This is a genomic window from Pseudomonas sp. JBR1 (genome assembly GCF_028198185.1).
Classification (GTDB): domain Bacteria; phylum Pseudomonadota; class Gammaproteobacteria; order Pseudomonadales; family Pseudomonadaceae; genus Chryseomonas; species Chryseomonas oryzihabitans_E.
Genome location: NZ_CP116340.1, coordinates 3,932,977 through 3,956,524 on the forward strand (window position 1 = coordinate 3,932,977; position 23,548 = coordinate 3,956,524).

Here is a 23,548-nt window from a genome sequence, read left to right on the forward strand (position 1 = left end):
TCCTGGAAGGGGAGAGGACAGGACTTCACTATAAGAGGTGGCGTCGTCCTTTTCATCAGCCTTGATCGCCGACAGCCGATTGCGCCTGGTTGCACCTTTCGGCTTGACTTGCACCGGTCGAATGCGAACAATCCAAAGTTCGCTGTAGCGAGTCGGCCCAAAGCTGACTGCTCGGCAGACCATGAGGTGCCTACCCGCGCCGCCACAGTCAAATACCCTGCACCGCGTTACCTCGCGTCGGGTGGAAGCTCCAGCATTCATCGGAATCTTCCAACAAGGCTTTCTAGGCAGCTGAATCGTCGGTGACCACCGTCGCCCATGCTCTGCCTTGCAGTCAACCGAACCTTGAGCGTCCCCGATGGGCGCTCGCCATGCGTGGAATGAGGTGATACGTGGAGCTATTAACTGGCGCTGAGATGGTCGTCCGCTTCTTGCGCGACGAGGGCGTGAAACACATCTACGGGTACCCGGGCGGTGCCCTGCTGCACATCTACGACGCCCTGTTCAAGGAACCGGCGCTCAACCACATCCTGGTTCGCCACGAACAGGCCGCCACCCACATGGCCGATGGCTATGCTCGTGCCACCGGCAAGGCTGGCGTGGTCCTGGTGACCTCGGGTCCCGGGGCGACCAACGCCGTCACCGGTATCGCCACCGCCTACATGGACTCCATCCCCATGGTGGTCCTGTCCGGTCAGGTACCGAGCAACATGGTGGGCACCGATGCCTTCCAGGAAACCGATATGGTCGGTATCTCCCGGCCGATCGTGAAGCACAGCTTCATCATCAAGCACCCTTCCGAGATCCCCGAAGTCCTCAAGAAGGCCTTCTATCTCGCCGAGTCCGGCCGCCCCGGTCCGGTAGTGGTCGACATTCCCAAGGACATGGGCGATCCGACCAAGAAATTCGAATACGTTTATCCCAAGAAGATCAAGCTGCGCTCCTACAATCCGGCGCAACGCGGCCACTCCGGGCAGATCCGCAAGGCGGTCGAGATGCTCGTGGCAGCCAAGCGGCCGATCCTCTATGCCGGTGGCGGCGTCATCCTGGGCGGTGCCTCGGGCGCCCTCACCGAGCTGGCACGCCTGCTCAACCTGCCGGTCACCAATACCCTGATGGGATTGGGCGCCTACCCGGGCAGCGATCGCCAGTTCCTCGGCATGCTCGGCATGCACGGCAGTTACCCGGCCAACCTGGCCATGCACCACAGCGACGTCATCCTCGCCGTCGGTGCGCGCTTCGATGACCGCGTCATCAACGGCGCCAAGCGCTTTTGCCCGAATGCCAAGATCATCCACGTCGACATCGATCCGGCGTCCATCTCCAAGACCATCAAGGCCGATGTACCCATTGTCGGTCCGGTGGACAGCGTTCTCGCCGAGATGGTCGCCGTGGTGCGCGAGCTGAGCGAGAAGCCGCACGCCGAGAGCCAGGCTACCTGGTGGAAGCAGATCGAAGAATGGCGCGGTAACCGTGGCATGTTCCCCTACGACAAGGGCGACGGCAGCATCATCAAGCCGCAGACTGTCATCGAGACCCTGTACGACGTGACCGCGGGCGATGCCTACATCACCTCCGATGTCGGCCAGCACCAGATGTTCGCCGCCCAGTACTACCTGTACGACAAGCCCAATCGCTGGATCAACTCCGGTGGCCTGGGCACCATGGGCTTCGGCTTCCCGGCGGCCATGGGCGTCAAGCTCAACTTCCCGGACGCCGACGTCGCCTGCGTTACCGGCGAAGGCAGCGTGCAGATGAACATCCAGGAGCTCTCCACCTGCATGCAGTACGACCTGCCGGTGAAGATCATCTGCCTCAACAATGGCGCCCTGGGCATGGTCCGCCAGTGGCAGGACATGCAGTACAGCAGCCGCTACTCCCACTCCTACATGGAATCCCTGCCGGACTTCGTCAAGCTGGCCGAGGCCTATGGCCACGTCGGCATGCGCATCCAGCGTCTGGAAGACCTCAAGCCGATGATGGCCGAAGCCTTCGCCATGAAGGATCGCCTGGTCTTCCTCGACATCGCCGTGGACAACACCGAACACGTCTACCCGATGCAGATCAAGGATGGCGCGATGCGCGACATGTGGCTGAGCAAGACGGAGCGGACCTGAACATGAGACACATCATCTCCCTGCTGCTGGAAAACGAGCCCGGCGCCCTGTCCCGTGTGGTCGGCCTGTTCTCCCAGCGCAACTACAACATCGAAAGCCTCACGGTTGCCGCGACCGAGGATCCGACCCTGTCGCGCCTGACCCTGACCACCATCGGCCAGGAAGAGACGGTCGAGCAGATCACCAAGAACCTCAACAAGCTCATCGAGGTGGTGAAGCTGGTCAACCTGTCCGAGAGCGCTCACATCGAGCGTGAACTCCTGCTGATCAAGGTCAAGGCCACCGGTGCCCAGCGTGCCGAGGTCAAGCGCACCACCGATATCTTTCGCGGCCAGATCGTCGATGTCGGCAGTAGCGTGTATACCATTCAGCTGGCGGGCACCAGCGAGAAGATCGACAGCTTCATCCAGGCGATCGGCGCTGCGTCCATCCTCGAGGTGGTACGTAGCGGCGTGACCGGAATTTCCCGTGGCGACAAAGCCCTGAGCATCTGATACCCCCTTTTCCAGGAGAACCTGCAATGCGCGTTTACTACGATAAAGACTGTGACCTTTCCATCATCCAGGGCAAGAAGGTCGCCATCATCGGCTATGGCTCCCAGGGCCACGCCCACGCCTGCAACCTGAAAGACTCCGGCGTCGATGTCGTCGTCGGTCTGCGCAGCGGCTCGGCCACTGTCGCCAAGGCCGAGGCCCATGGCCTGACCGTCAAGCCGGTAAAGGACGCCGTGGCTTCCGCCGACGTGGTCATGATCCTGACCCCCGACGAATTCCAGTCCAAACTGTACAAGGACGAGATCGAGCCGAACCTGAAGCAGGGTGCCACCCTGGCTTTCGCTCATGGGTTCGCCATCCACTACAACCAGGTCGTGCCCCGCGCTGATCTGGACGTCATCATGATCGCCCCCAAGGCCCCGGGTCACACCGTGCGCTCCGAGTTCGTCAAAGGCGGTGGCATTCCTGATCTGGTCGCCGTCCACCAGGACGCCTCCGGTAATGCCAAGAACGTCGCCCTGTCCTACGCCTGCGGCGTCGGCGGCGGCCGTACCGGCATCATCGAAACCACCTTCAAGGACGAGACCGAAACCGACCTGTTCGGCGAGCAGGCCGTGCTGTGCGGTGGTGCGGTCGAGCTGGTCAAGGCCGGTTTCGAAACCCTGGTCGAAGCGGGTTATGCCCCTGAAATGGCCTACTTCGAGTGCCTGCACGAACTGAAGCTGATCGTTGACCTCATGTACGAAGGCGGTATCGCCAACATGAACTACTCGATCTCCAACAATGCCGAGTACGGCGAGTACGTGACCGGCCCGGAGGTGATCAACGCCGAGTCGCGCGCTGCCATGAAGAATGCGCTCAAGCGCATCCAGAACGGCGAATACGCCAAGATGTTCGTGGCCGAGGGTGCGTCCAACTACGCTTCCATGACCGCCTACCGTCGCAACAACGCGGCTCACCCGATCGAACAGGTCGGCGAGAAGCTGCGTGCCATGATGCCTTGGATCGCGTCGAACAAGATCGTCGACAAGACCAAGAACTGATCGAGCAGGGCGCCAGCCCTGTAACGAACGGTAAAGACGCGGCCTCGGCCGCGTTTTTTATTGCACTGCCCACGACCCCGGCAATGCCTTAGCATGAGAGGTTAGGCTGAACCCTATCCTCAAGAGGTCAGTCCAACCCGTCAGGTAATGCCCAAGGAAAATCCATGAGCGAGCGTCCCGAAGAAACCCCGTCCAATACCACCACCGATGGCCTCATCCCCGTGGATGAGCACATCGAGGAGACGCAGGACGCCCAGGGTCGCAAGATCAGACGCCGTGGCGTGTACCTGCTGCCCAATCTCTTCACCACTGCGGCCCTCTTTGCCGGTCTCTATTCGATCATCAAGGGTGTCGCGGCTCAGACCGCCTTTATCCAGGGGCAATACGAGATCGCTTCCGCCGGCTTCTCCGCCGCCGCCGCCGCCATCTTCATTGCCATGGTGCTCGATGGCCTGGATGGCCGGGTCGCCCGCATGACCAACACCCAGAGCGCCTTCGGCGAGCAGTACGATTCGCTTTCCGACATGGTCGCCTTCGGCGTGGCTCCGGCCATCCTAGCCTTCCAGTGGGCCCTGAGCGGCCTGGGTAATGTCGGCTGGGCCGTTGCCTTCATCTATGTAGCGGGTGCCGCGTTGCGTCTTGCCCGTTTCAATACCCAGATCGGTTCGGTGGACAAGCGCTACTTCATCGGCCTGGCCAGTCCTTCCGCGGCGGCCCTGGTGGCTGGTACCGTCTGGTGCTTCAGTGACTTCGGCATTCAGGGCTCCAAGCTGTCCCTGCTGGTAGCCCTGATGGTCGCCGCGGCTGGCATGCTCATGGTCAGCAACTTCAAGTACTGGAGCTTCAAGACCCTAGGCCTGAAAGGGCGGGTGCCCTTCGTGGTCATCCTGATCGCCGTGCTGGTCTTTGCCGTGGTCTTCACCGACCCGCCGCGCGTTCTGTTGTTGGGCTTCCTGGCCTATGCCGTCTCCGGCCCCTTCACCACCCTCTGGCGCAATCGTCGTGTCGGTCGCGGCTAGCCGCACGAGAGGTCTATAGGAAAGGGGGCTGCGTAAGCAGCCCCCTTTCTTTTTTGGCCTTTGTGAAAATAACCTGTTGACCTGTCCTGAAACTCGCCTATAATGCGCCCCACTTCCAGCGCAGATGCTGAAGTGGCTTGAAAATCAAGCACTTAGGTCTGAGCCGGGCGAGGGGTCTACGGAGTCTTCGCCATTTGGTTCTTGCCTTCGGGTGATGACGAAATGAAGCGGAGGGGTTGACAGCGTCTCAGGATGCTGTAGGATTCGCCTCCCGCTGCCGAGATTGGTTAGACCGGTCAGGCAAGCGCAAGTGGTTGAGTTGAAACGAAAAGTTCAAATCAACGCTTGACAGGGTGTGAGGTTGGCGTAGAATGCGCGCCTCGGTTAGCGACACGGTCGCAACCACTGCTCTTTAACAAGTTGAATCAAGCAATTCGTGTGGGTGCTTGTGAGATAAGTCTGATGTCGCAAGATTATCAGCAACACAAGTAACTCGTGAATTCATGAGTTTTTTGCGATTGCTGAGCCAAGTTTAGGGTTTTCTCAAAACCCGATCAGTCTACTTAACTGAAGAGTTTGATCATGGCTCAGATTGAACGCTGGCGGCAGGCCTAACACATGCAAGTCGAGCGGATGAAGGGAGCTTGCTCTCTGATTCAGCGGCGGACGGGTGAGTAATGCCTAGGAATCTGCCTAGTAGTGGGGGACAACGTTTCGAAAGGAACGCTAATACCGCATACGTCCTACGGGAGAAAGTGGGGGATCTTCGGACCTCACGCTATTAGATGAGCCTAGGTCGGATTAGCTAGTTGGTAGGGTAACGGCCTACCAAGGCGACGATCCGTAACTGGTCTGAGAGGATGATCAGTCACACTGGAACTGAGACACGGTCCAGACTCCTACGGGAGGCAGCAGTGGGGAATATTGGACAATGGGCGAAAGCCTGATCCAGCCATGCCGCGTGTGTGAAGAAGGCCCTCGGGTCGTAAAGCACTTTAAGTTGGGAGGAAGGGCTCATAGCGAATACCTGTGAGTTTTGACGTTACCAACAGAATAAGCACCGGCTAACTTCGTGCCAGCAGCCGCGGTAATACGAAGGGTGCAAGCGTTAATCGGAATTACTGGGCGTAAAGCGCGCGTAGGTGGCTTGATAAGTTGGATGTGAAATCCCCGGGCTCAACCTGGGAACTGCATCCAAAACTGTCTGGCTAGAGTGTGGTAGAGGGTAGTGGAATTTCCAGTGTAGCGGTGAAATGCGTAGATATTGGAAGGAACACCAGTGGCGAAGGCGACTACCTGGACTAACACTGACACTGAGGTGCGAAAGCGTGGGGAGCAAACAGGATTAGATACCCTGGTAGTCCACGCCGTAAACGATGTCAACTAGCCGTTGGGATCCTTGAGATCTTAGTGGCGCAGCTAACGCATTAAGTTGACCGCCTGGGGAGTACGGCCGCAAGGTTAAAACTCAAATGAATTGACGGGGGCCCGCACAAGCGGTGGAGCATGTGGTTTAATTCGAAGCAACGCGAAGAACCTTACCTGGCCTTGACATGCTGAGAACTTTCCAGAGATGGATTGGTGCCTTCGGGAACTCAGACACAGGTGCTGCATGGCTGTCGTCAGCTCGTGTCGTGAGATGTTGGGTTAAGTCCCGTAACGAGCGCAACCCTTGTCCTTAGTTACCAGCACGTTATGGTGGGCACTCTAAGGAGACTGCCGGTGACAAACCGGAGGAAGGTGGGGATGACGTCAAGTCATCATGGCCCTTACGGCCAGGGCTACACACGTGCTACAATGGTCGGTACAAAGGGTTGCCAAGCCGCGAGGTGGAGCTAATCCCATAAAACCGATCGTAGTCCGGATCGCAGTCTGCAACTCGACTGCGTGAAGTCGGAATCGCTAGTAATCGTGAATCAGAACGTCACGGTGAATACGTTCCCGGGCCTTGTACACACCGCCCGTCACACCATGGGAGTGGGTTGCTCCAGAAGTAGCTAGTCTAACCTTCGGGGGGACGGTTACCACGGAGTGATTCATGACTGGGGTGAAGTCGTAACAAGGTAGCCGTAGGGGAACCTGCGGCTGGATCACCTCCTTAATCGAAAGATGTCAGCTTGCTGGCAAGCACCCACACGAATTGCTTGATTCACTGATAGAAGAGCAATTGAGTTAGTTAGACTCAAGGTAAGACGATTGGGTCTGTAGCTCAGTTGGTTAGAGCGCACCCCTGATAAGGGTGAGGTCGGCAGTTCGAATCTGCCCAGACCCACCAATCGATGGGGCCATAGCTCAGCTGGGAGAGCGCCTGCCTTGCACGCAGGAGGTCAGGAGTTCGATCCTCCTTGGCTCCACCATCTCCACCTACCGCTAACGCGATTGCTTGAAAAGCTCAGACATGAGCGTTTGATACACCATCCGGTGTAGCCCAAACTCTGATGTCTGGTCTTTGATCAGAACTGTTCTTTAAAAAATTGGGAAAGTGATAGAAGTAGACTGCATTAACTGTTTTCACTGGCAGTTAGTGTCGTCAAGGTAAAATCTTGCGAACTCAAGCGCAAGTTTTCGGCGAAATGTCGTCTTCACTCATCTAACGCTTTGCAGATCGGTAGCGTCCTTGGACGCCAGCGAGATTGCTTGGGGTTATATGGTCAAGTGAAGAAGCGCATACGGTGGATGCCTTGGCAGTCAGAGGCGATGAAAGACGTGATAGCCTGCGATAAGCTTCGGTGAGGTGGCAAATGACCTGTGACCCGGAGATCTCTGAATGGGGAAACCCACCTAGCATAAGCTAGGTATCTTAACCTGAATCCATAGGGTTAAGAGGCGAACCAGGGGAACTGAAACATCTAAGTACCCTGAGGAAAAGAAATCAACCGAGATTCCCTTAGTAGTGGCGAGCGAACGGGGACCAGCCCTTAAGTTGATTTGAGAGTAGCGGAACGCTCTGGAAAGTGCGGCCATAGTGGGTGATAGCCCTGTACGCGAAACGCTCTTATCAATGAAATCGAGTAGGACGGGGCACGAGAAACCCTGTCTGAATATGGGGGGACCATCCTCCAAGGCTAAATACTCCTGACTGACCGATAGTGAACCAGTACCGTGAGGGAAAGGCGAAAAGAACCCCGGAGAGGGGAGTGAAATAGAACCTGAAACCGTATGCGTACAAGCAGTGGGAGCCCACTTTGTTGGGTGACTGCGTACCTTTTGTATAATGGGTCAGCGACTTATTTTCAGTGGCGAGCTTAACCGAATAGGGGAGGCGTAGCGAAAGCGAGTCTTAATAGGGCGTCTAGTCGCTGGGAATAGACCCGAAACCGGGCGATCTATCCATGAGCAGGTTGAAGGTTAGGTAACACTGACTGGAGGACCGAACCCACTTCCGTTGAAAAGGCAGGGGATGACTTGTGGATCGGAGTGAAAGGCTAATCAAGCTCGGAGATAGCTGGTTCTCCTCGAAAGCTATTTAGGTAGCGCCTCATGTATCACTCTGGGGGGTAGAGCACTGTTTCGGCTAGGGGGTCATCCCGACTTACCAAACCGATGCAAACTCCGAATACCCAGAAGTGCCGAGCATGGGAGACACACGGCGGGTGCTAACGTCCGTCGTGAAAAGGGAAACAACCCAGACCGTCAGCTAAGGTCCCAAAGTCCTGGTTAAGTGGTAAACGATGTGGGAAGGCTTAGACAGCTAGGAGGTTGGCTTAGAAGCAGCCACCCTTTAAAGAAAGCGTAATAGCTCACTAGTCGAGTCGGCCTGCGCGGAAGATGTAACGGGGCTCAAACCAGGCACCGAAGCTACGGGTATCACCTCTGGTGATGCGGTAGAGGAGCGTTCTGTAAGCCTGTGAAGGTGAGTTGAGAAGCTTGCTGGAGGTATCAGAAGTGCGAATGCTGACATGAGTAACGACAATGCGAGTGAAAAACTCGCACGCCGAAAGACCAAGGGTTCCTGCGCAACGTTAATCGACGCAGGGTGAGTCGGTCCCTAAGGCGAGGCTGAAAGGCGTAGTCGATGGGAAACGGGTTAATATTCCCGTACTTCTAGTTACTGCGATGGGGGGACGGAGAAGGCTAGGCCAGCTTGGCGATGGTTGTCCAAGTTTAAGGTGGTAGGCTGACTGTTTAGGTAAATCCGGACAGTTAAGGCCGAGAACTGATGACGATCCTTCTTTTAGAAGGAGAAGTGGTTGATGCCATGCTTCCAGGAAAAGCCTCTAAGCTTCAGGTAACTAGGAACCGTACCCCAAACCGACACAGGTGGTCGGGTAGAGAATACCAAGGCGCTTGAGAGAACTCGGGTGAAGGAACTAGGCAAAATGGCACCGTAACTTCGGGAGAAGGTGCGCCGGTGAGGGTGAAGGGTTTACCCCGTAAGCTCATGCCGGTCGAAGATACCAGGCCGCTGCGACTGTTTATTAAAAACACAGCACTCTGCAAACACGAAAGTGGACGTATAGGGTGTGACGCCTGCCCGGTGCCGGAAGGTTAATTGATGGGGTTAGCGCAAGCGAAGCTCTTGATCGAAGCCCCGGTAAACGGCGGCCGTAACTATAACGGTCCTAAGGTAGCGAAATTCCTTGTCGGGTAAGTTCCGACCTGCACGAATGGCGTAACGATGGCGGCGCTGTCTCCACCCGAGACTCAGTGAAATTGAAATCGCTGTGAAGATGCAGTGTATCCGCGGCTAGACGGAAAGACCCCGTGAACCTTTACTGTAGCTTTGCACTGGACTTTGAGCTTGCTTGTGTAGGATAGGTGGGAGGCTTTGAAGCGTGGACGCCAGTCTGCGTGGAGCCATCCTTGAAATACCACCCTGGCAACCTTGAGGTTCTAACTCTGGTCCGTTATCCGGATCGAGGACAGTGTATGGTGGGCAGTTTGACTGGGGCGGTCTCCTCCTAAAGAGTAACGGAGGAGTACGAAGGTGCGCTCAGACCGGTCGGAAATCGGTCGTAGAGTATAAAGGCAAAAGCGCGCTTGACTGCGAGACAGACACGTCGAGCAGGTACGAAAGTAGGTCTTAGTGATCCGGTGGTTCTGTATGGAAGGGCCATCGCTCAACGGATAAAAGGTACTCCGGGGATAACAGGCTGATACCGCCCAAGAGTTCATATCGACGGCGGTGTTTGGCACCTCGATGTCGGCTCATCACATCCTGGGGCTGAAGCCGGTCCCAAGGGTATGGCTGTTCGCCATTTAAAGTGGTACGCGAGCTGGGTTTAGAACGTCGTGAGACAGTTCGGTCCCTATCTGCCGTGGACGTTTGAGATTTGAGAGGGGCTGCTCCTAGTACGAGAGGACCGGAGTGGACGAACCTCTGGTGTTCCGGTTGTCACGCCAGTGGCATCGCCGGGTAGCTATGTTCGGAAGAGATAACCGCTGAAAGCATCTAAGCGGGAAACTTGCCTCAAGATGAGATCTCACTGGAGCCTTGAGCTTCCTGAAGGGCCGTCGAAGACTACGACGTTGATAGGTCGGGTGTGTAAGCGCTGTGAGGCGTTGAGCTAACCGATACTAATTGCCCGTGAGGCTTGACCATATAACACCCAAACAATCTGACCGCAGGTCAGAGCGTGAGGAAGACGACGCCGAAAACGGGCGCGTGGGTTCGCAAGACCCAAGACGAATTGTCTACTTCGATCACAGACCCAATTGGGCCAGCCAGGCAGCCTTATCGCCTGGCCAGCCAACCGAATTGCTTGACGAACATAGAGCATTGGAACCACCTGATCCCTTCCCGAACTCAGAAGTGAAACGATGCATCGCCGATGGTAGTGTGGGGTTTCCCCATGTGAGAGTAGGTCATCGTCAAGCGCCTAACACCCAGCACCCCCGCTCAGTTCATTCTGACGGGGGTGTTGTCTTTGGGGCGGGAAAAGTTTGGCGAGACGCTAAGGCGTGTGGGCCGATAGCCCTGCCAGCGTAAGCCGGGCAGTCACGCGGCTGAGGTTGCCCTCACCCTCACCCTATCCCTCTCCCGGGGGGGAGAGGGGACCAGGAGCGGTGCGGCTGGGCGCTTGAGGGCTACCTGACAGCCAAGGTGCTGCTTGGGGCCTGCAAGAGCACAGACAGCCCGGCTACGCCGGGCTGTCGGGTTTGAAGCGCGCAGGACTGGCGTAGGTTGGCGCTGAGCGCAGCGAAGCCCAACAGGCGAACGCTGGCGCACTGAGCTTTGGAAGGCAAGCCTAGGCAGAGTGGCGAGGTGAGACCTCGATGTTGGGCTTCGCTAGGCTCAGCCCAACCTACGACAGCGTTACGAGAGCAAGAAAAAGCCCGGCAGACGCCGGGCTTTTTACGTTCGGGTCGGTACCCGGGCTACTCTCGGTCACGCTCCAACAAGGGCTTGAGGAAATGGCCGGTATAGGACTTCTTGTTGGCCGCGACGTCTTCCGGGGTACCCGTCGCGATGATCTGGCCGCCCTTGGAGCCACCTTCCGGTCCCAGGTCCACCAACCAGTCGGCGGTCTTGATGACGTCCAGATTGTGCTCGATCACTACCACGGTATTACCGTGATCCCGCAGTCGATGCAGCACGTCCAGCAGTTGCTGGATATCGGCGAAGTGAAGGCCGGTAGTGGGTTCATCCAGGATATAGAGCGTTTTGCCGGTATCCCGCTTGGATAGCTCCCGCGCCAGCTTCACACGTTGGGCCTCACCGCCTGACAAGGTCGTAGCGCTCTGGCCCAGGCGGATATAGGACAGGCCCACATCCATCAGCGTTTGCAGCTTGCGCGCCAAGGCCGGGATGGATTCGAAGAAGGCATGGGCCTCTTCGATGGTCATGTCCAGGACCTCGGTGATGGTCTTGCCCTTGTACTTCACTTCCAAGGTCTCGCGGTTGTATCTCTTGCCCTTGCAGACATCACAGGCGACGTAGACGTCAGGCAGGAAGTGCATCTCCACCTTGATGACTCCGTCACCCTGGCAGGCCTCGCAGCGACCGCCCTTGACGTTGAAGGAGAAGCGCCCCGGAGTGTAGCCACGGGAACGGGATTCCGGGACGCCGGAGAACAGCTCGCGGATGGGAGTGAAGAGGCCGGTGTAGGTCGCCGGGTTGGAGCGCGGTGTCCGGCCGATGGGGCTTTGGTCGATGTCCACCACCTTGTCCAGGTGCTGCATGCCATCGAAGCTGTCGTGGGCTGCAACTTCCAAGGTCGTTGCGCCATTGAGCGCCGTGGCGGTCAGCGGGAACAGGGTGTTATTGATCAGGGTCGATTTCCCTGAGCCGGATACCCCGGTCACACAGGTCAGCAGGCCTACCGGAATCTCCAGATTCACGTTCTGCAGGTTATTGCCTCGAGCGCCTTTGAGCTTCAGCAGCTTTTTCTTGTCACGCGCCGTGCGCTTGGCAGGCACGACGATCTTCTTGCGACCTGATAGGTACTGACCCGTCACCGAGTCAGGATGCTTCATGACTTGGTCAGGCGTGCCTTCCGCGATGATCTGGCCGCCGTGTATGCCAGCGCCGGGGCCGATATCGATGACATAGTCCGCCAGGCGAATGGCATCCTCGTCGTGCTCGACAACGATGACGGTATTGCCCAGATCACGCAGGTGGGTCAGGGTGCCCAGCAAGCGCTCGTTGTCGCGCTGGTGCAGCCCGATGGAGGGCTCGTCGAGGATGTACATGACGCCCACCAGGCCTGCCCCGATCTGACTGGCCAGGCGGATACGCTGGGCTTCGCCACCGGACAGGGTGTCCGCACTGCGATCCAGCGTCAGGTAGTCCAGGCCAACATTGACCAGAAACTGCAGACGCTCGCGGATCTCCTTGAGGATCTTGTCGGCGATCTGTTGCCGCTGACCCTTGAGGCTGAGGTCCTGAAAGTATTGGGTGGCATCGCCTACCGGCAGGCGGGTGACCGCTGGCAGGGTCTTGTCGCCAACCCAGACATGCCGGGCTTCGCGCCGCAGACGAGTCCCGTTGCAGTCGGGGCAGTGCTGAGTGCTTAGATACTTGGCCAGCTCTTCACGCACGCTCTGGGATTCGGTCTCGCGGTAACGCCGTTCCAGGTTCGGCAGGATGCCTTCGAACGGATGGGCACGCTTGACGATGTCGCCGCGATCATTGAGGTAGCGGAAGTTGACGCTCTCGCGCCCGGAGCCGCTGAGTACCGCCTTGCGATGCCTGTCGTCCAGGCTCTTGAAAGGTTCGTCCAGGCTGAAGCCATAGTGGCTCGCCAGCGAGCCGAGCATCTGGAAGTAGTAGACATTGCGTCTGTCCCAGCCACGAATGGCGCCCTCGCTGAGGCTCATCTCCTCGTTGACCACGCGGCGGGCATCGAAGAATTGCTTCACGCCAAGGCCGTCGCAGGTAGGGCAGGCACCGGCGGGGTTGTTGAAGGAAAACAGCTTGGGCTCCAGCTCGCCGATGGAGAAGCCGCAGATCGGGCAGGCGAAGCGCGCGGAGAAGACAATCTCGTCGCCGGTCTCGCCCTCCATGGGCGCGATGATGGCGATGTCGTCAGCCAGCTTCAAGGCGGTCTCGAAGGATTCCGCCAGGCGCTGCTGCAGGTCTTCACGCACCTTAAAGCGATCCACCACCACCTCGATGGTGTGCTTTTTCTGCTTGTCGAGCTTGGGCAGCTCGTCCATCTCGTGCAGACGGCCATTGACGCGCACGCGCACGAAGCCCTGGGCGCGCAGCTCCTCGAATACGGACAGGTGCTCGCCCTTACGCTCGCGCACGATGGGGGCGAGCAGCATCAGTCGCTGGCCTTCCGGCATGGCCAGTACCTGGTCGACCATCTGGCTGACGGTCTGGGCTTCCAGGGGCACGTCATGCTCCGGACAGCGCGGTGTTCCGACTCGAGCATAGAGCAGGCGCAGGTAGTCATAGATCTCGGTGATGGTGCCCACGGTGGAGCGTGGGTTGTGCGAGGTGGACTTCTGCTCGATGGAAATCGCCGGAGACAGGCCTTCGATGGTATCCACATCGGGCTTTTCCATCATCGACAGGAATTGCCGGGCGTAAGCCGACAGGGATTCCACATAGCGGCGCTGGCCTTCGGCATAGAGGGTGTCGAAGGCCAGTGAGGATTTGCCGGAGCCGGACAACCCAGTGATGACGATGAGCTTGTCCCGGGGAAGGGTAAGGTCGATGTTCTTCAGGTTATGGGTGCGGGCCCCACGGATGAGGATTTTATCCACGTAAACTTCTGCCTCGTTTTGGCGGCGCTTCAATAGGACTGGAGCCTCGTCCTGGGCTGCGGCTATCTGCCGCGCCTGTGAGAGAGGGGTCAAGGCTGGTAAAATTGCTGGCCCGATAGCGGTGATCGGGCGTTCGTGATCCTGGCGGTCGGGAACGTTCGGACGAGCGCTCGGCTATCTTCACCGCTTCCTCCCTAAATGGTCATTGTCACGACTGTTTTAAAGCTGTTTGGCGACGTAAAAGCCTGTCGCCGACGAGAGGATTATCAATGCTCGACAAGCGCAGTGAAGCCATGAACGGCGTCGAACGCCGTGCCGCCCTGGGGCTGGCCCTGGTCTTCGCCTTTCGTATGCTCGGTATGTTCATGGTGCTTCCGGTCCTGGCGACCTATGGTCAGGAGTTGGCGGATGCGACTCCCGCACTTATTGGTCTTGCCATAGGTGCCTATGGTTTGACCCAGGCAGTACTGCAAATTCCCCTGGGCACCCTGTCTGATCGAATCGGTCGGCGACCCATCATCATAGGTGGACTGCTGGTGTTCGCAGTTGGTGCCGCCATTGCCGCCAATGCCCATTCCATCTGGGGTGTCATCGCCGGTCGCATCGTGCAGGGTGGCGGCGCCATTTCCGCGGCCATCATGGCGCTGCTGTCGGACCTGACCCGCGAACAGCACCGGACAAAGGCCATGGCCACCATCGGCATGAGCATCGGTGTGTCCTTTGCCGTGGCGATGGTCACCGGGCCGCTGCTGACGCGAGCCTATGGGCTTGCTGGCCTGTTCTGGGCCACCTGTGGGCTGGCGCTGATTGGTCTGCTACTTGTGCTGTTTCTGGTGCCACGCCATGCCTCGCCCTTCTCCCATCGGGAGTCGAACCTGGCCCGGCAGGCGTTGGGCGCCACTCTGCGCAATCGGGATCTGCTGCGGTTGGACTTTGGGATCCTGTCACTGCACGCCGTACTGATGGCCAGTTTCGTCGTCCTGCCGCTGGCACTGGCCGACCATGCCGGTCTACCCAAGGAAGAGCACTGGTGGGTCTACCTCACGGCGCTGGTAGTCGGCTTCTTCGCCATGGTCCCTTTCATCATCTATGGTGAAAAGAAGCGGCGCATGAAGCGCGTGCTGGTGGGTGCCATCAGCGTGCTGGTGCTGTGCGAGCTGTACTTCTTTTTCTTCAGCGGCAGCCTGGTGGCCCTGGTCATTGGCATCGTGGTGTTCTTCACCGCCTTCAATTTGCTGGAGGCCTCGCTGCCGTCGCTGGTGAGCAAGGTGGCGCCAGCCGGTGGCAAGGGCACCGCCATGGGGATCTATTCCACCAGTCAGTTCCTTGGTTCCGCATTGGGCGGTATCCTCGGTGGCTGGCTGTTCCAGCATGGTGGTCTGTCCACCGTCTTCCTGGGTTGTGCAGCGCTTTGCCTGGGATGGGCGGTGATAGCTGGTACGATGCGGGAACCGCCCTATGTCACCAGTCTGCGTTTGCCGGTTGCGCCTGAGCTAGTCAACGACCAAGGATTGGTCGGACGCCTGTTGGCCCTGGCTGGAGTGACCGACGCGGTAGTGGTGGCGGAAGAACAAGCCGTCTACATCAAGATCGATACTAAAATCGTCGATCGAGCGCAATTGGAGCGACTGGTAAGCCAAACGCCAGTCGCCGCTTGATCGACAGCCTCACCAGGAGATTCATATGGCCCGTGGCGTCAACAAAGTCATCCTCGTCGGCAACGCCGGCGCCGATCCCGAAACCCGTTACATGCCCAATGGCAACGCGGTGACCAATGTCACCCTCGCCACCAGTGAGAGCTGGAAGGACAAGCAGACCGGCCAACAGCAGGATCGCACCGAGTGGCACCGCGTGGTGTTCTTCGGTCGCCTTGCCGAGATCGCCGGCGAGTACATCCGCAAGGGCTCCCAGGTCTATGTCGAGGGCTCCCTGCGCACTCGCAAGTGGCAGGGGCAGGACGGTCAGGATCGCTATACCACTGAAATCGTGGTCGACATCAATGGCAACATGCAGTTGCTGGGTGGCCGCGGTGGCAATGCCGGTGGTAACGACGAATACAACCAGAGCGCACCTGCGCCCCAGCAGCAGCGTGCTCCCCGTCCGCAGCAGTCGGCACCGCAGTACGACAATGGTGGTAATGGCGGCAACGGCAACAGCCGTCCCCAGCAGCAGCCCAAGCCGCAACAGCAGCCGGCTCAGCAGGACTACGACAGCTTCGATGACGACATTCCCTTCTAAGGGACTCGTCGATCGGGCAAAGAAAAAGGGCAGCCAGTGGCTGCCCTTTCTTTTTGGTGGAGGCGGGGGGATTTGAACCCCCGTCCGCCAGCTCTCCGCTATCGGTTCTACATGCTTAGCCCTGTCTACTGAGTTAACCCATTGCGGCCCGACGGGCAGGGTGCTTTGGGCGAGCTGTATAAGTTTTAGCCGTTACGTCTACAGCGAACTTGGCGGCGATCCTGTTCTATCTGACAGTCGTTTCGGGTTTACAGGCATCCCCTAGCGACTGCTAGCCGCGTTAAGCAGCTAGAGCGTAGTTGTCGTCGTTGGCAACTATAAGTTTGCAGCAGCGAATTTACGAGTTCTGCTACCAGCTCGGCATGCCCCTCAAGTTTCGTTACCGGCGTCGAATCCTAATCGCCCCCAAAACTTGCTGGTCGTTCACTATAGGAATTCCAGCCGTCCTACGCAAGTCATTGTCGACGAAACGTTTTTCGACCGCTCTATCACTTGGCGTCCTTGCGGATGGCGCGCTGGATCTCGCGATCGGAATCGCGCTCACGTTCGGTGGCGCGCTTGTCGAATTCCTTCTTGCCCTTGGCCAGGGCGATTTCGCATTTGACCAGATGCTTTTTCCAGTAGAGCGACAGGGCGACGCAGGCGTAACCCTTCTGTTGCACGGCGCCGAACAGCTTGCCCAGCTCGCGCTTGTTCAGCAGCAGCTTGCGGGTCCGGGTCGGATCGGCGATGACATGGGTGCTGGCCGTCTGCAGCGGGGTGATGTGGCTGCCGAGCAGCCAGGCTTCGCCGTCCTTGAGCAGGACATAGCTATCGGTCAGCTGCGCCTTGCCAGCTCTCAGGCTCTTGACCTCCCAACCTGCGAGAGAAACACCCGCTTCGAAACGGGTGTCGACGAAGTATTCGTGTAGCGCTTTTTTGTTTTGCGCGATGCTGCCGGGGGAGACTTTCTTTTGCTTGGCCATGATTCCAGGGTACAGCGAGTCGGGGGAAATGTCGCCACGCGCTTGAGCGGGTATGAGCAAACACGGACAATACCGCGGTTCTGGGCCGCGGCAGGCTGGTGCGGGAGTAAATTGCGTGCGCCGCCCTCAAATTCAAGGTCCGACACCGAATTCGCTATTCTACGAGGTTCCGATGAGCACGCACATCCAACGTTCAGCGTTGCTGCCCTATCCAGCTTCAGCGCTCTATGCGCTCGTTAATGACGTGGACCGTTATCCGGAGTTCCTGCCGTGGTGCTCGTCCGCCCAGATCCTTGAGCAGGACGAAGGCCTGATGCGCGCCGGTCTCACTGTGGCCAAGGGTGGCCTCAGCCAGCAGTTCACGACCCGCAATACCCTGGTGCCGGACGAGTCCATCACCATGGATCTGGAGAAGGGGCCGTTCAAGCAGCTGCATGGCGTCTGGTCATTCAAGGCATTGGGCGACAAGGCCTGCAAGATCTCGCTGGATCTTTCCTTCGAATACGACAGCGCCATCGTGCGCGCGACCTTGGGGCCGCTGTTCAATCAGGCGGCCAATACCATGGTGGATGCCTTCTGCCAGCGTGCGCGAGCCCTCTATGGCTGAGCGCCTGCCCATCGAAGTGGCGCTTGCGCTACCGGAACGGCAGTGGCTAGTGAGTGTGCAGCTGAAGGAGGGTGCCACGGTCGAGCAGGCGGTGCTGTCTTCGGGGCTGCTTGAGAAATTGCAGCCCGACCAGCGCGCGCAATGCCAAGTCGGCATCTTTGGCAAGCGGGTCATCAACCCGTCTGAGCGAAGGCTGGAAAAAGGAGATCGGGTGGAGATCTATCGCCCGCTGCTTGCCGATCCCAAGGAGAGTCGCAAGCGGCGCGCAGAAAAGGCCAGGTCGAAGACCGGCCTCTAGTCGGGGATCACTGCCCTTCGGTGCGGATGCGCTCGGGCGTAGGGACATCGGCCGGACGAGCACTGTCGATCTCTTTCTGGATGCTGTCTTCCGTCGAGCCGGGGATCGCGGGCGTTTCCGGCGCTGCCGCAGGGGCAGTAGGCTGCACTGGCGCAGTGGAGTCCACTGTGGTGCCGCTATCAGTGCCCATGATCCGTTGTTCGCGACTGGTGCCCGGCATGAAGTCACCGGCCAGGCCGCTCAACTGATTGTCGCCATTGAACACCAAGCTAACACGTTCCTGCTTACGCTGGCCACCGGCGGCCTGCAGGCTGTACAGATAGTCCCAGCGATTGGGATGGAAGGTGTCCTGGATCAGCGGCGAACCCATGATAAACCGGACTTGTTGTCGGGTCATTCCGGGGCGCAACTGGTCTATCATGTCCTGGGTGACGACGTTGCCCTGTTGGATGTCGATCTTGTAAACCCCCGGCAGAGAGCAGCCGGCGAGCATGGCTAGGCCCATCAGAGAGAGCCCGGTCAGCGTTTGCTTGAGGTTTTGCATCGGTGGGAGACTTCCACTATCTTGCTGGGCAACGAAGCACCGATCATACCCGTATTCCCGAGGGCTGCGAAAGCACTCGGCACCGAGAAAGAGCATGGTAGAGAACAACGAACTCCGCAAAGCGGGTCTGAAAGTGACCCTGCCGCGCGTCAAGATATTGCAGATGCTGGACACCACCGAGCAGCGCCACATGAGCGCTGAAGACGTTTACAAGGCGCTGATGGAAGCAGGCGAGGACGTAGGGCTGGCAACGGTCTACCGGGTCCTCACCCAGTTCGAGGCGGCCGGTCTGGTGGTGCGTCATAATTTCGATGGCGGCCATGCCGTGTTCGAGCTGGCTGATACCGGTCATCATGATCACATGGTGGATGTGGATACCGGCGAAGTCATCGAGTTCACCGATGCGTCGATCGAAAAGCGTCAGCGCGAGATCGTTGAAGAGCACGGTTTTGAGCTTGTCGATCACAACCTGGTGCTGTACATCCGTCAGCGCAAGTGAAGATCCAGACATGAAAAAGGCGACCCGGAGTCGCCTTTTTCATGTCTGGTGCTGTGGATGGCTAGCGGCTGACCACCAGCTTGCGGGCGTGGGCGAGGGATTCGCGAGTGAGGTCGACGCCGCCGAGCATGCGCGCCACCTCTTCCACGCGCCGCGCCCGGTCCAGCTTGGCGACCGCAGTGCGCGTCTCGTCGGTGCCGCGCTCCTTGTGCACGAACAGATGCTGGTGACCCTGGGCTGCGACCTGGGGGAGGTGGGTAACCGTCAGCACCTGGCCACGCTCACCCAGTTGCCGCAGCAGTTGGCCGACCACTTCGGCCGTCGGGCCGCCGATACCGACGTCCACCTCGTCGAATACCAGGGTAGGGGTGCGCGAGGTCTGGGCGGTAATGACCTGGATGGCCAGGCTGATACGTGACAGCTCACCACCCGAGGCGACCTTGGCCAGTGGGCGCAGGGGTTGGCCGGGGTTGGCGCTGACGCGAAATTCGACGCCCTCGTTGCCCAGTGGCTGGGGTTCACCGGTACTGCCCGGCGTTAGCATGATACTGAAGCGGCCGCCCGGCATGCCCAGGCGCTGCATTTCCGTCTCGACCGCTGCTGCGAGCTCTGGCGCGCGCTGCTCGCGCAGGCGACTCAGTTCGCCAGCCTTCTCCTGGTAGTGGCGCTCGAAGGCGGCCAATTCTTCTTGCAAGCGCTCCAGCGCGACATCGTCGGCGTCCAGGGATTGCAGCTCATTGCGCAGCTGGTCGTGCAATTCCAGCAGGGCTTCGGGCTGCACCCGATGCTTGCGGGCAAGGCTGTAGACGCTGTCGAGACGCTCCTGCACGGCCTGTTGGCGCTCCGGATCGGCTTCGAAATGATCGACGAAGCGATTCAATTCATTCATCGCCTCCTCGATCTGGATCTGGGCGGAGGCTAGCAGGTTGCTGGCTTCCTGGATCTGCGCAGGCGGGCGGTCGAAGGCAGTCAGGCGTGCCACGCTGGCATTGAGCGCTGACTGGGCGTTGCCCTGCTCGTTCTCGGTACAGAGGTCCATGGCTTGGCGGCAGGCCAGCAGGATGTGCTCAGCGCTCGCCAGGTCGCTTTGCTCCTGTTCCAGTGCCTGCAGCTCTCCCTCGGCCAGGGCGAGATTGTCGAGTTCTTCCAGCTGATAACTGAGCAACTGGTGGCGAGCGCGCTGTTCGTCACCGTTGCGGGTAAGACGCTCCAGGGTCTGGCGCACCTGGCGCCAGCGCTGGGCGGCGAGCTGGACCTGGCGAACCAGTTCTCCCGCGCCCGCGTATTCGTCCAGCAGGCGGCGATGAGTGTCGAGACCGAGCAGCGACTGGTGTTCGTGCTGGTTGTGGATGTCGATCAGCAGGCCGCCCAGGGTCTTGAGGTCGGCCAGTGGGCAGGGCGAGCCATTGATATAGCCGCGCGAGCGTCCTTCGCGGGTGATGACGCGGCGCAACAGGCAGGGGCCGTCCTGCTCCAGGTCTCGCTCGGCGAGCCACTGGCGCGCCTCGGGGATGTCGGTGGTGTCGAAGCTGGCCAGGACATCGGCCTTGTCGGCACCAGGCCTGACCGCATCGCTGTCGGCGCGGTCGCCAAGGGTGAGGCCGAGGGCGTCGAGCATGATGGACTTGCCGGCGCCGGTTTCGCCGGTGATCACGGTCATGCCGCGCTCGAGGTCGAGGTCGAGGTGTTCGACGATGGCGTAGTTGCGGACGGACAGATGCACCAGCATGCGACGATCTCCGGAGGCGGTTTTCTGGTTGTTTATACAGTGCCTCTCGGGCACTGGCAATCCATACAGCTCTTGAAGCGCCGGCCGGCGGCCCCATATAGGCGCCATCGATCAAGGCGTCGTCCATTAGAGGGCGCGCCCACCGGCATTATCACAGGAGGACTCCATGGCCGACGAACAGAACTCCCAGACTCCCGAGCACGAAGCAGCCGCTCAGGGCGACGTCCAGCACGAGGATCTCGCTGCCCGCGTTGCCACGCTCGAAGAGCAGCTCGCCGCTGCCCAGGATCAATCGCTGCGCAGCGTCGCCGACCTGCAGAACGTGCGTCGTCGCGCTGAGCAGGATGTGGAGAAGGCGCACAAGTTCGCGCTGGAAAAATTTGCTGGCGATCTGTTGCCGGTACTCGACAGCCTGGAGCGTGGCCTGGAGCTGTCCAATGCCGCGGACGAAGCCTTGAGGCCCATGCGCGAAGGCATGGAGCTGACCCTGAAGATGCTGCAGGACACGCTCAAGCGCTATCAGGTCGAGGCCGTCGATCCCCACGGCGCGCCTTTCAATCCGGAACACCACCAGGCCATGGCCATGGAAGAGAGCGCCACCGCCGAGCCGGGCAGCGTGCTCAAGGTGTTTCAAAAGGGCTATCTGCTCAATGGTCGCCTGCTGCGGCCGGCGATGGTAGTCGTGAGCAAGGCCCCTGCCGCACAGCAGCCGAGCATCGACGAAAAGGCTTGAAATTCTTTCGCTCGGCCCCATCTGGTAGGCAAGCGAACATCAAAGGCCCCCTGAGCGGGCCGCGCGGAATCTGAGATTTCTGGAGAAGACTACATGGGCAAGATTATCGGTATCGACCTGGGGACGACCAACTCCTGCGTCGCGATCCTCGAAAACGGCAACGTCAAGGTACTGGAAAACGCCGAAGGCACCCGTACCACGCCGTCCATCATCGCCTACACCAACGATGGCGAGACCCTGGTTGGCCAGCCGGCCAAGCGCCAGGCGGTGACCAATCCGCAGAACACCCTCTATGCGGTCAAGCGACTGATCGGCCGGCGTTACGAAGAAAACGTCGTGCAGAAAGACATCCAGATGGTCCCTTACAAGATCGTCAAGGCAGACAACGGTGATGCCTGGGTCGAAGCCAAGGGCCAGAAGATGGCGCCGCCGCAGATCTCTGCCGAAGTCCTGAAAAAGATGAAGAAGACCGCCGAGGACTACCTGGGCGAGACTGTCACCGAAGCGGTCATCACCGTGCCGGCCTACTTCAACGACAGCCAGCGCCAGGCCACCAAGGATGCCGGTCGGATCGCCGGTCTGGACGTCAAGCGCATCATCAACGAGCCTACCGCGGCAGCCCTGGCCTATGGCCTGGACAAGGCCAAGGGCGACCACACCGTGATCGTCTATGACCTGGGCGGCGGTACCTTCGATATCTCGGTCATCGAGATCGCCGAGGTCGACGGTGAGCATCAGTTCGAGGTGCTGGCCACCAATGGCGACACCTTCCTGGGTGGTGAAGACTTCGACATCCGCCTGATCGACTATCTAGTCGAAGAATTCAAGAAAGAAAGCGGCATGAACCTCAAGGGCGATCCGCTGGCCATGCAGCGCCTGAAGGAAGCTGCCGAGAAGGCCAAGATCGAACTGTCTTCGGCTACCCAGACCGACGTCAACCTGCCGTACATCACTGCCGATGCCAGTGGTCCCAAGCACCTGAACGTCAAGGTCTCCCGCGCCAAGCTGGAGTCCCTGGTGGAAGAGCTGGTCGAGCGCACCATCGAGCCGTGCCGTACTGCCCTGAAGGATTCCGGCCTGGACGTCTCCGACATCCACGAGGTCATCCTGGTGGGCGGTCAGACCCGTATGCCGCTGGTGCAGAAGCGCGTTGCCGACTTCTTTGGCAAGGAAGCGCGCAAGGACGTCAACCCGGACGAAGCCGTCGCCATCGGTGCCGCCATCCAGGGCGCCGTGCTGGCCGGTGATGTCAAGGACGTGCTGCTGCTGGACGTTACCCCGCTGACCCTGGGCATCGAGACCATGGGTGGCGTGATGACCGCGCTGATCGAGAAGAACACCACCATCCCGACCAAGAAGTCGCAGGTGTTCTCCACTGCCGACGACAACCAGGGCGCCGTGACCATCCACGTGCTGCAGGGCGAGCGCAAGCAGGCCGCGCAGAACAAGTCGCTGGGCAAGTTCGACCTGGCCGAGATCCCGCCGGCGCCGCGTGGCGTGCCGCAGATCGAGGTGACCTTCGACATCGACGCCAACGGTATCCTCAACGTGTCCGCCAAGGACAAGGCCACTGGTAAGCAGCAGTCCATCGTCATCAAGGCATCCTCCGGGCTGTCCGAGGACGAGATTCAGCAGATGGTGCGTGACGCCGAGGCCAATGCCGACGAGGATCGCAAGTTCGAAGAGCTGGCCGCGGCTCGCAACCAGGGCGATGCTCTGGTGCACGGCACTCGCAAGATGCTGACCGAGGCGGGCGACAAGGCCACGGCCGAAGAGAAGAGCACCATCGAGAAGGCCATTGGCGAGCTGGAAGTCGCCGTGCGCGGTGACGACAAGGACGCCATCGAAGCCAAGATGAATGCTCTGTCCCAGGCCTCCGCGCCGCTGGCCCAGAAGCTCTACTCCGAGCAGGGCGCTGCGGCAGGTGCCGAAGGCGCCTCGGCCAAGGCGGACGGTGATGCCAAGAAGCCCGGTGACGACGTGGTCGACGCCGAGTTCGAGGAAGTGAAGGACAACAAGTAAGCCCCGTGCTTACCGCACCTGACGGGCTTCGGCCCGTCGGATCCGCCACGCGGGAGCCTGCTCCCGCGTTGGCGTGTCTGGAGGGTG

15 protein-coding genes, 2 tRNA genes, 3 rRNA genes and 1 other RNA gene are annotated in these 23,548 nt (G+C 59.6%); 16 read left to right on the forward strand and 5 right to left on the reverse strand.

Going from position 1 to position 23,548, the window contains the following annotated elements; translation table 11 throughout:
* Positions 1-392 precede the first annotated feature (392 nt).
* The 9 genes from PJ259_RS18235 to rrf all read left to right on the forward strand — a co-directional run bounded on the left by PJ259_RS18235 (position 393) and on the right by rrf (position 10,490).
* The gene (locus tag PJ259_RS18235) at positions 393-2,117 is read left to right on the forward strand and encodes an acetolactate synthase 3 large subunit (protein WP_059313350.1); all 1,725 of its coding nucleotides are present in this window, start codon (positions 393-395) and stop codon (positions 2,115-2,117) included.
* A 2-nt stretch (positions 2,118-2,119) separates the two neighbouring features.
* Positions 2,120-2,611: an acetolactate synthase small subunit gene (gene ilvN / locus PJ259_RS18240; RefSeq protein ID WP_007159690.1), complete on the forward strand. Its 492-nt coding sequence runs from the start codon at positions 2,120-2,122 to the stop codon at positions 2,609-2,611.
* 26 nt (positions 2,612-2,637) lie between these two features.
* Complete coding sequence (ilvC, locus tag PJ259_RS18245) at positions 2,638-3,654, forward strand: ketol-acid reductoisomerase (protein ID WP_007159689.1); 1,017 nt, start codon at positions 2,638-2,640, stop codon at positions 3,652-3,654.
* A gap of 164 nt (positions 3,655-3,818) precedes the next feature.
* Complete coding sequence (pssA, locus tag PJ259_RS18250) at positions 3,819-4,673, forward strand: CDP-diacylglycerol--serine O-phosphatidyltransferase (RefSeq protein ID WP_271653739.1); 855 nt, start codon at positions 3,819-3,821, stop codon at positions 4,671-4,673.
* A gap of 564 nt (positions 4,674-5,237) precedes the next feature.
* Positions 5,238-6,774: ribosomal RNA gene (locus PJ259_RS18255) — 16S ribosomal RNA — on the forward strand.
* Positions 6,775-6,871: 97 nt separating this feature from the next.
* Positions 6,872-6,948, forward strand: a tRNA-Ile gene (locus PJ259_RS18260).
* A gap of 6 nt (positions 6,949-6,954) precedes the next feature.
* Positions 6,955-7,030, forward strand: a tRNA-Ala gene (locus PJ259_RS18265).
* Between the two features lie 292 nt (positions 7,031-7,322).
* Positions 7,323-10,215, forward strand: a 23S ribosomal RNA gene (locus PJ259_RS18270).
* A 159-nt stretch (positions 10,216-10,374) separates the two neighbouring features.
* Positions 10,375-10,490: ribosomal RNA gene (gene rrf, locus PJ259_RS18275) — 5S ribosomal RNA — on the forward strand.
* Together the 16S, 23S and 5S rRNA genes with 2 tRNA genes alongside form the textbook arrangement of a ribosomal RNA operon.
* A gap of 501 nt (positions 10,491-10,991) precedes the next feature.
* Here rrf and uvrA read toward each other — a convergent pair.
* Entirely contained in the window at positions 10,992-13,826 is a 2,835-nt protein-coding gene (gene uvrA / locus PJ259_RS18280) for an excinuclease ABC subunit UvrA (protein ID WP_271653740.1), read from the reverse strand.
* Positions 13,827-14,095: 269 nt separating this feature from the next.
* Between uvrA and PJ259_RS18285 the strand changes: the two genes are divergently transcribed.
* Positions 14,096-15,484 carry an MFS transporter gene (locus PJ259_RS18285; RefSeq protein WP_059313353.1) on the forward strand — a complete coding sequence of 463 codons (1,389 nt, stop codon included), beginning with the start codon at positions 14,096-14,098 and terminating at the stop codon, positions 15,482-15,484.
* 25 nt (positions 15,485-15,509) lie between these two features.
* Positions 15,510-16,064 carry a single-stranded DNA-binding protein gene (gene ssb, locus PJ259_RS18290; protein ID WP_059313354.1) on the forward strand — a complete coding sequence of 185 codons (555 nt, stop codon included), beginning with the start codon at positions 15,510-15,512 and terminating at the stop codon, positions 16,062-16,064.
* 54 nt (positions 16,065-16,118) lie between these two features.
* On the opposite strand, the gene ssrA is transcribed toward ssb, so the two are convergent.
* Both ssrA and smpB read right to left on the reverse strand, forming a co-directional pair.
* Positions 16,119-16,471, reverse strand: a transfer-messenger RNA (tmRNA) gene (gene ssrA, locus PJ259_RS18295).
* Positions 16,472-16,552: 81 nt separating this feature from the next.
* The gene (gene smpB / locus PJ259_RS18300; RefSeq protein ID WP_007162671.1) at positions 16,553-17,029 is read right to left on the reverse strand and encodes an SsrA-binding protein SmpB; all 477 of its coding nucleotides are present in this window, start codon (positions 17,027-17,029) and stop codon (positions 16,553-16,555) included.
* A gap of 172 nt (positions 17,030-17,201) precedes the next feature.
* Between smpB and PJ259_RS18305 the strand changes: the two genes are divergently transcribed.
* Together PJ259_RS18305 and PJ259_RS18310 are read left to right on the forward strand one after the other, a co-directional pair.
* The gene (locus tag PJ259_RS18305) at positions 17,202-17,636 is read left to right on the forward strand and encodes a type II toxin-antitoxin system RatA family toxin (protein WP_017640639.1); all 435 of its coding nucleotides are present in this window, start codon (positions 17,202-17,204) and stop codon (positions 17,634-17,636) included.
* Complete coding sequence (locus PJ259_RS18310) at positions 17,629-17,934, forward strand: RnfH family protein (RefSeq protein ID WP_271653741.1); 306 nt, start codon at positions 17,629-17,631, stop codon at positions 17,932-17,934. Before PJ259_RS18305 ends, PJ259_RS18310 begins: the two co-directional genes overlap by 8 nt.
* A gap of 7 nt (positions 17,935-17,941) precedes the next feature.
* Here the strand turns inward: PJ259_RS18310 and PJ259_RS18315 are convergent, their stop codons facing one another.
* Positions 17,942-18,478, reverse strand: coding sequence for an outer membrane protein assembly factor BamE (locus PJ259_RS18315; protein WP_059313356.1), 537 nt, complete (start codon positions 18,476-18,478; stop codon positions 17,942-17,944).
* A 94-nt stretch (positions 18,479-18,572) separates the two neighbouring features.
* Between PJ259_RS18315 and fur the strand changes: the two genes are divergently transcribed.
* The gene (fur, locus tag PJ259_RS18320) at positions 18,573-18,977 is read left to right on the forward strand and encodes a ferric iron uptake transcriptional regulator (RefSeq protein WP_007162667.1); all 405 of its coding nucleotides are present in this window, start codon (positions 18,573-18,575) and stop codon (positions 18,975-18,977) included.
* A gap of 61 nt (positions 18,978-19,038) precedes the next feature.
* Here fur and recN read toward each other — a convergent pair whose 3' ends face one another.
* Positions 19,039-20,706 (reverse strand): DNA repair protein RecN, encoded by a 1,668-nt coding sequence (gene recN, locus PJ259_RS18325; RefSeq protein WP_271653742.1) that lies wholly within the window; start codon positions 20,704-20,706, stop codon positions 19,039-19,041.
* A 166-nt stretch (positions 20,707-20,872) separates the two neighbouring features.
* Between recN and grpE the strand changes: the two genes are divergently transcribed.
* Both grpE and dnaK read left to right on the forward strand, forming a co-directional pair.
* Positions 20,873-21,439 (forward strand): nucleotide exchange factor GrpE, encoded by a 567-nt coding sequence (grpE, locus tag PJ259_RS18330; protein ID WP_059313358.1) that lies wholly within the window; start codon positions 20,873-20,875, stop codon positions 21,437-21,439.
* 93 nt (positions 21,440-21,532) lie between these two features.
* Positions 21,533-23,461, forward strand: a complete 1,929-nt coding sequence (dnaK, locus tag PJ259_RS18335) for a molecular chaperone DnaK (RefSeq protein ID WP_059313359.1) — start codon at positions 21,533-21,535, stop codon at positions 23,459-23,461.
* The last annotated feature ends 87 nt before the right edge of the window (positions 23,462-23,548 follow it).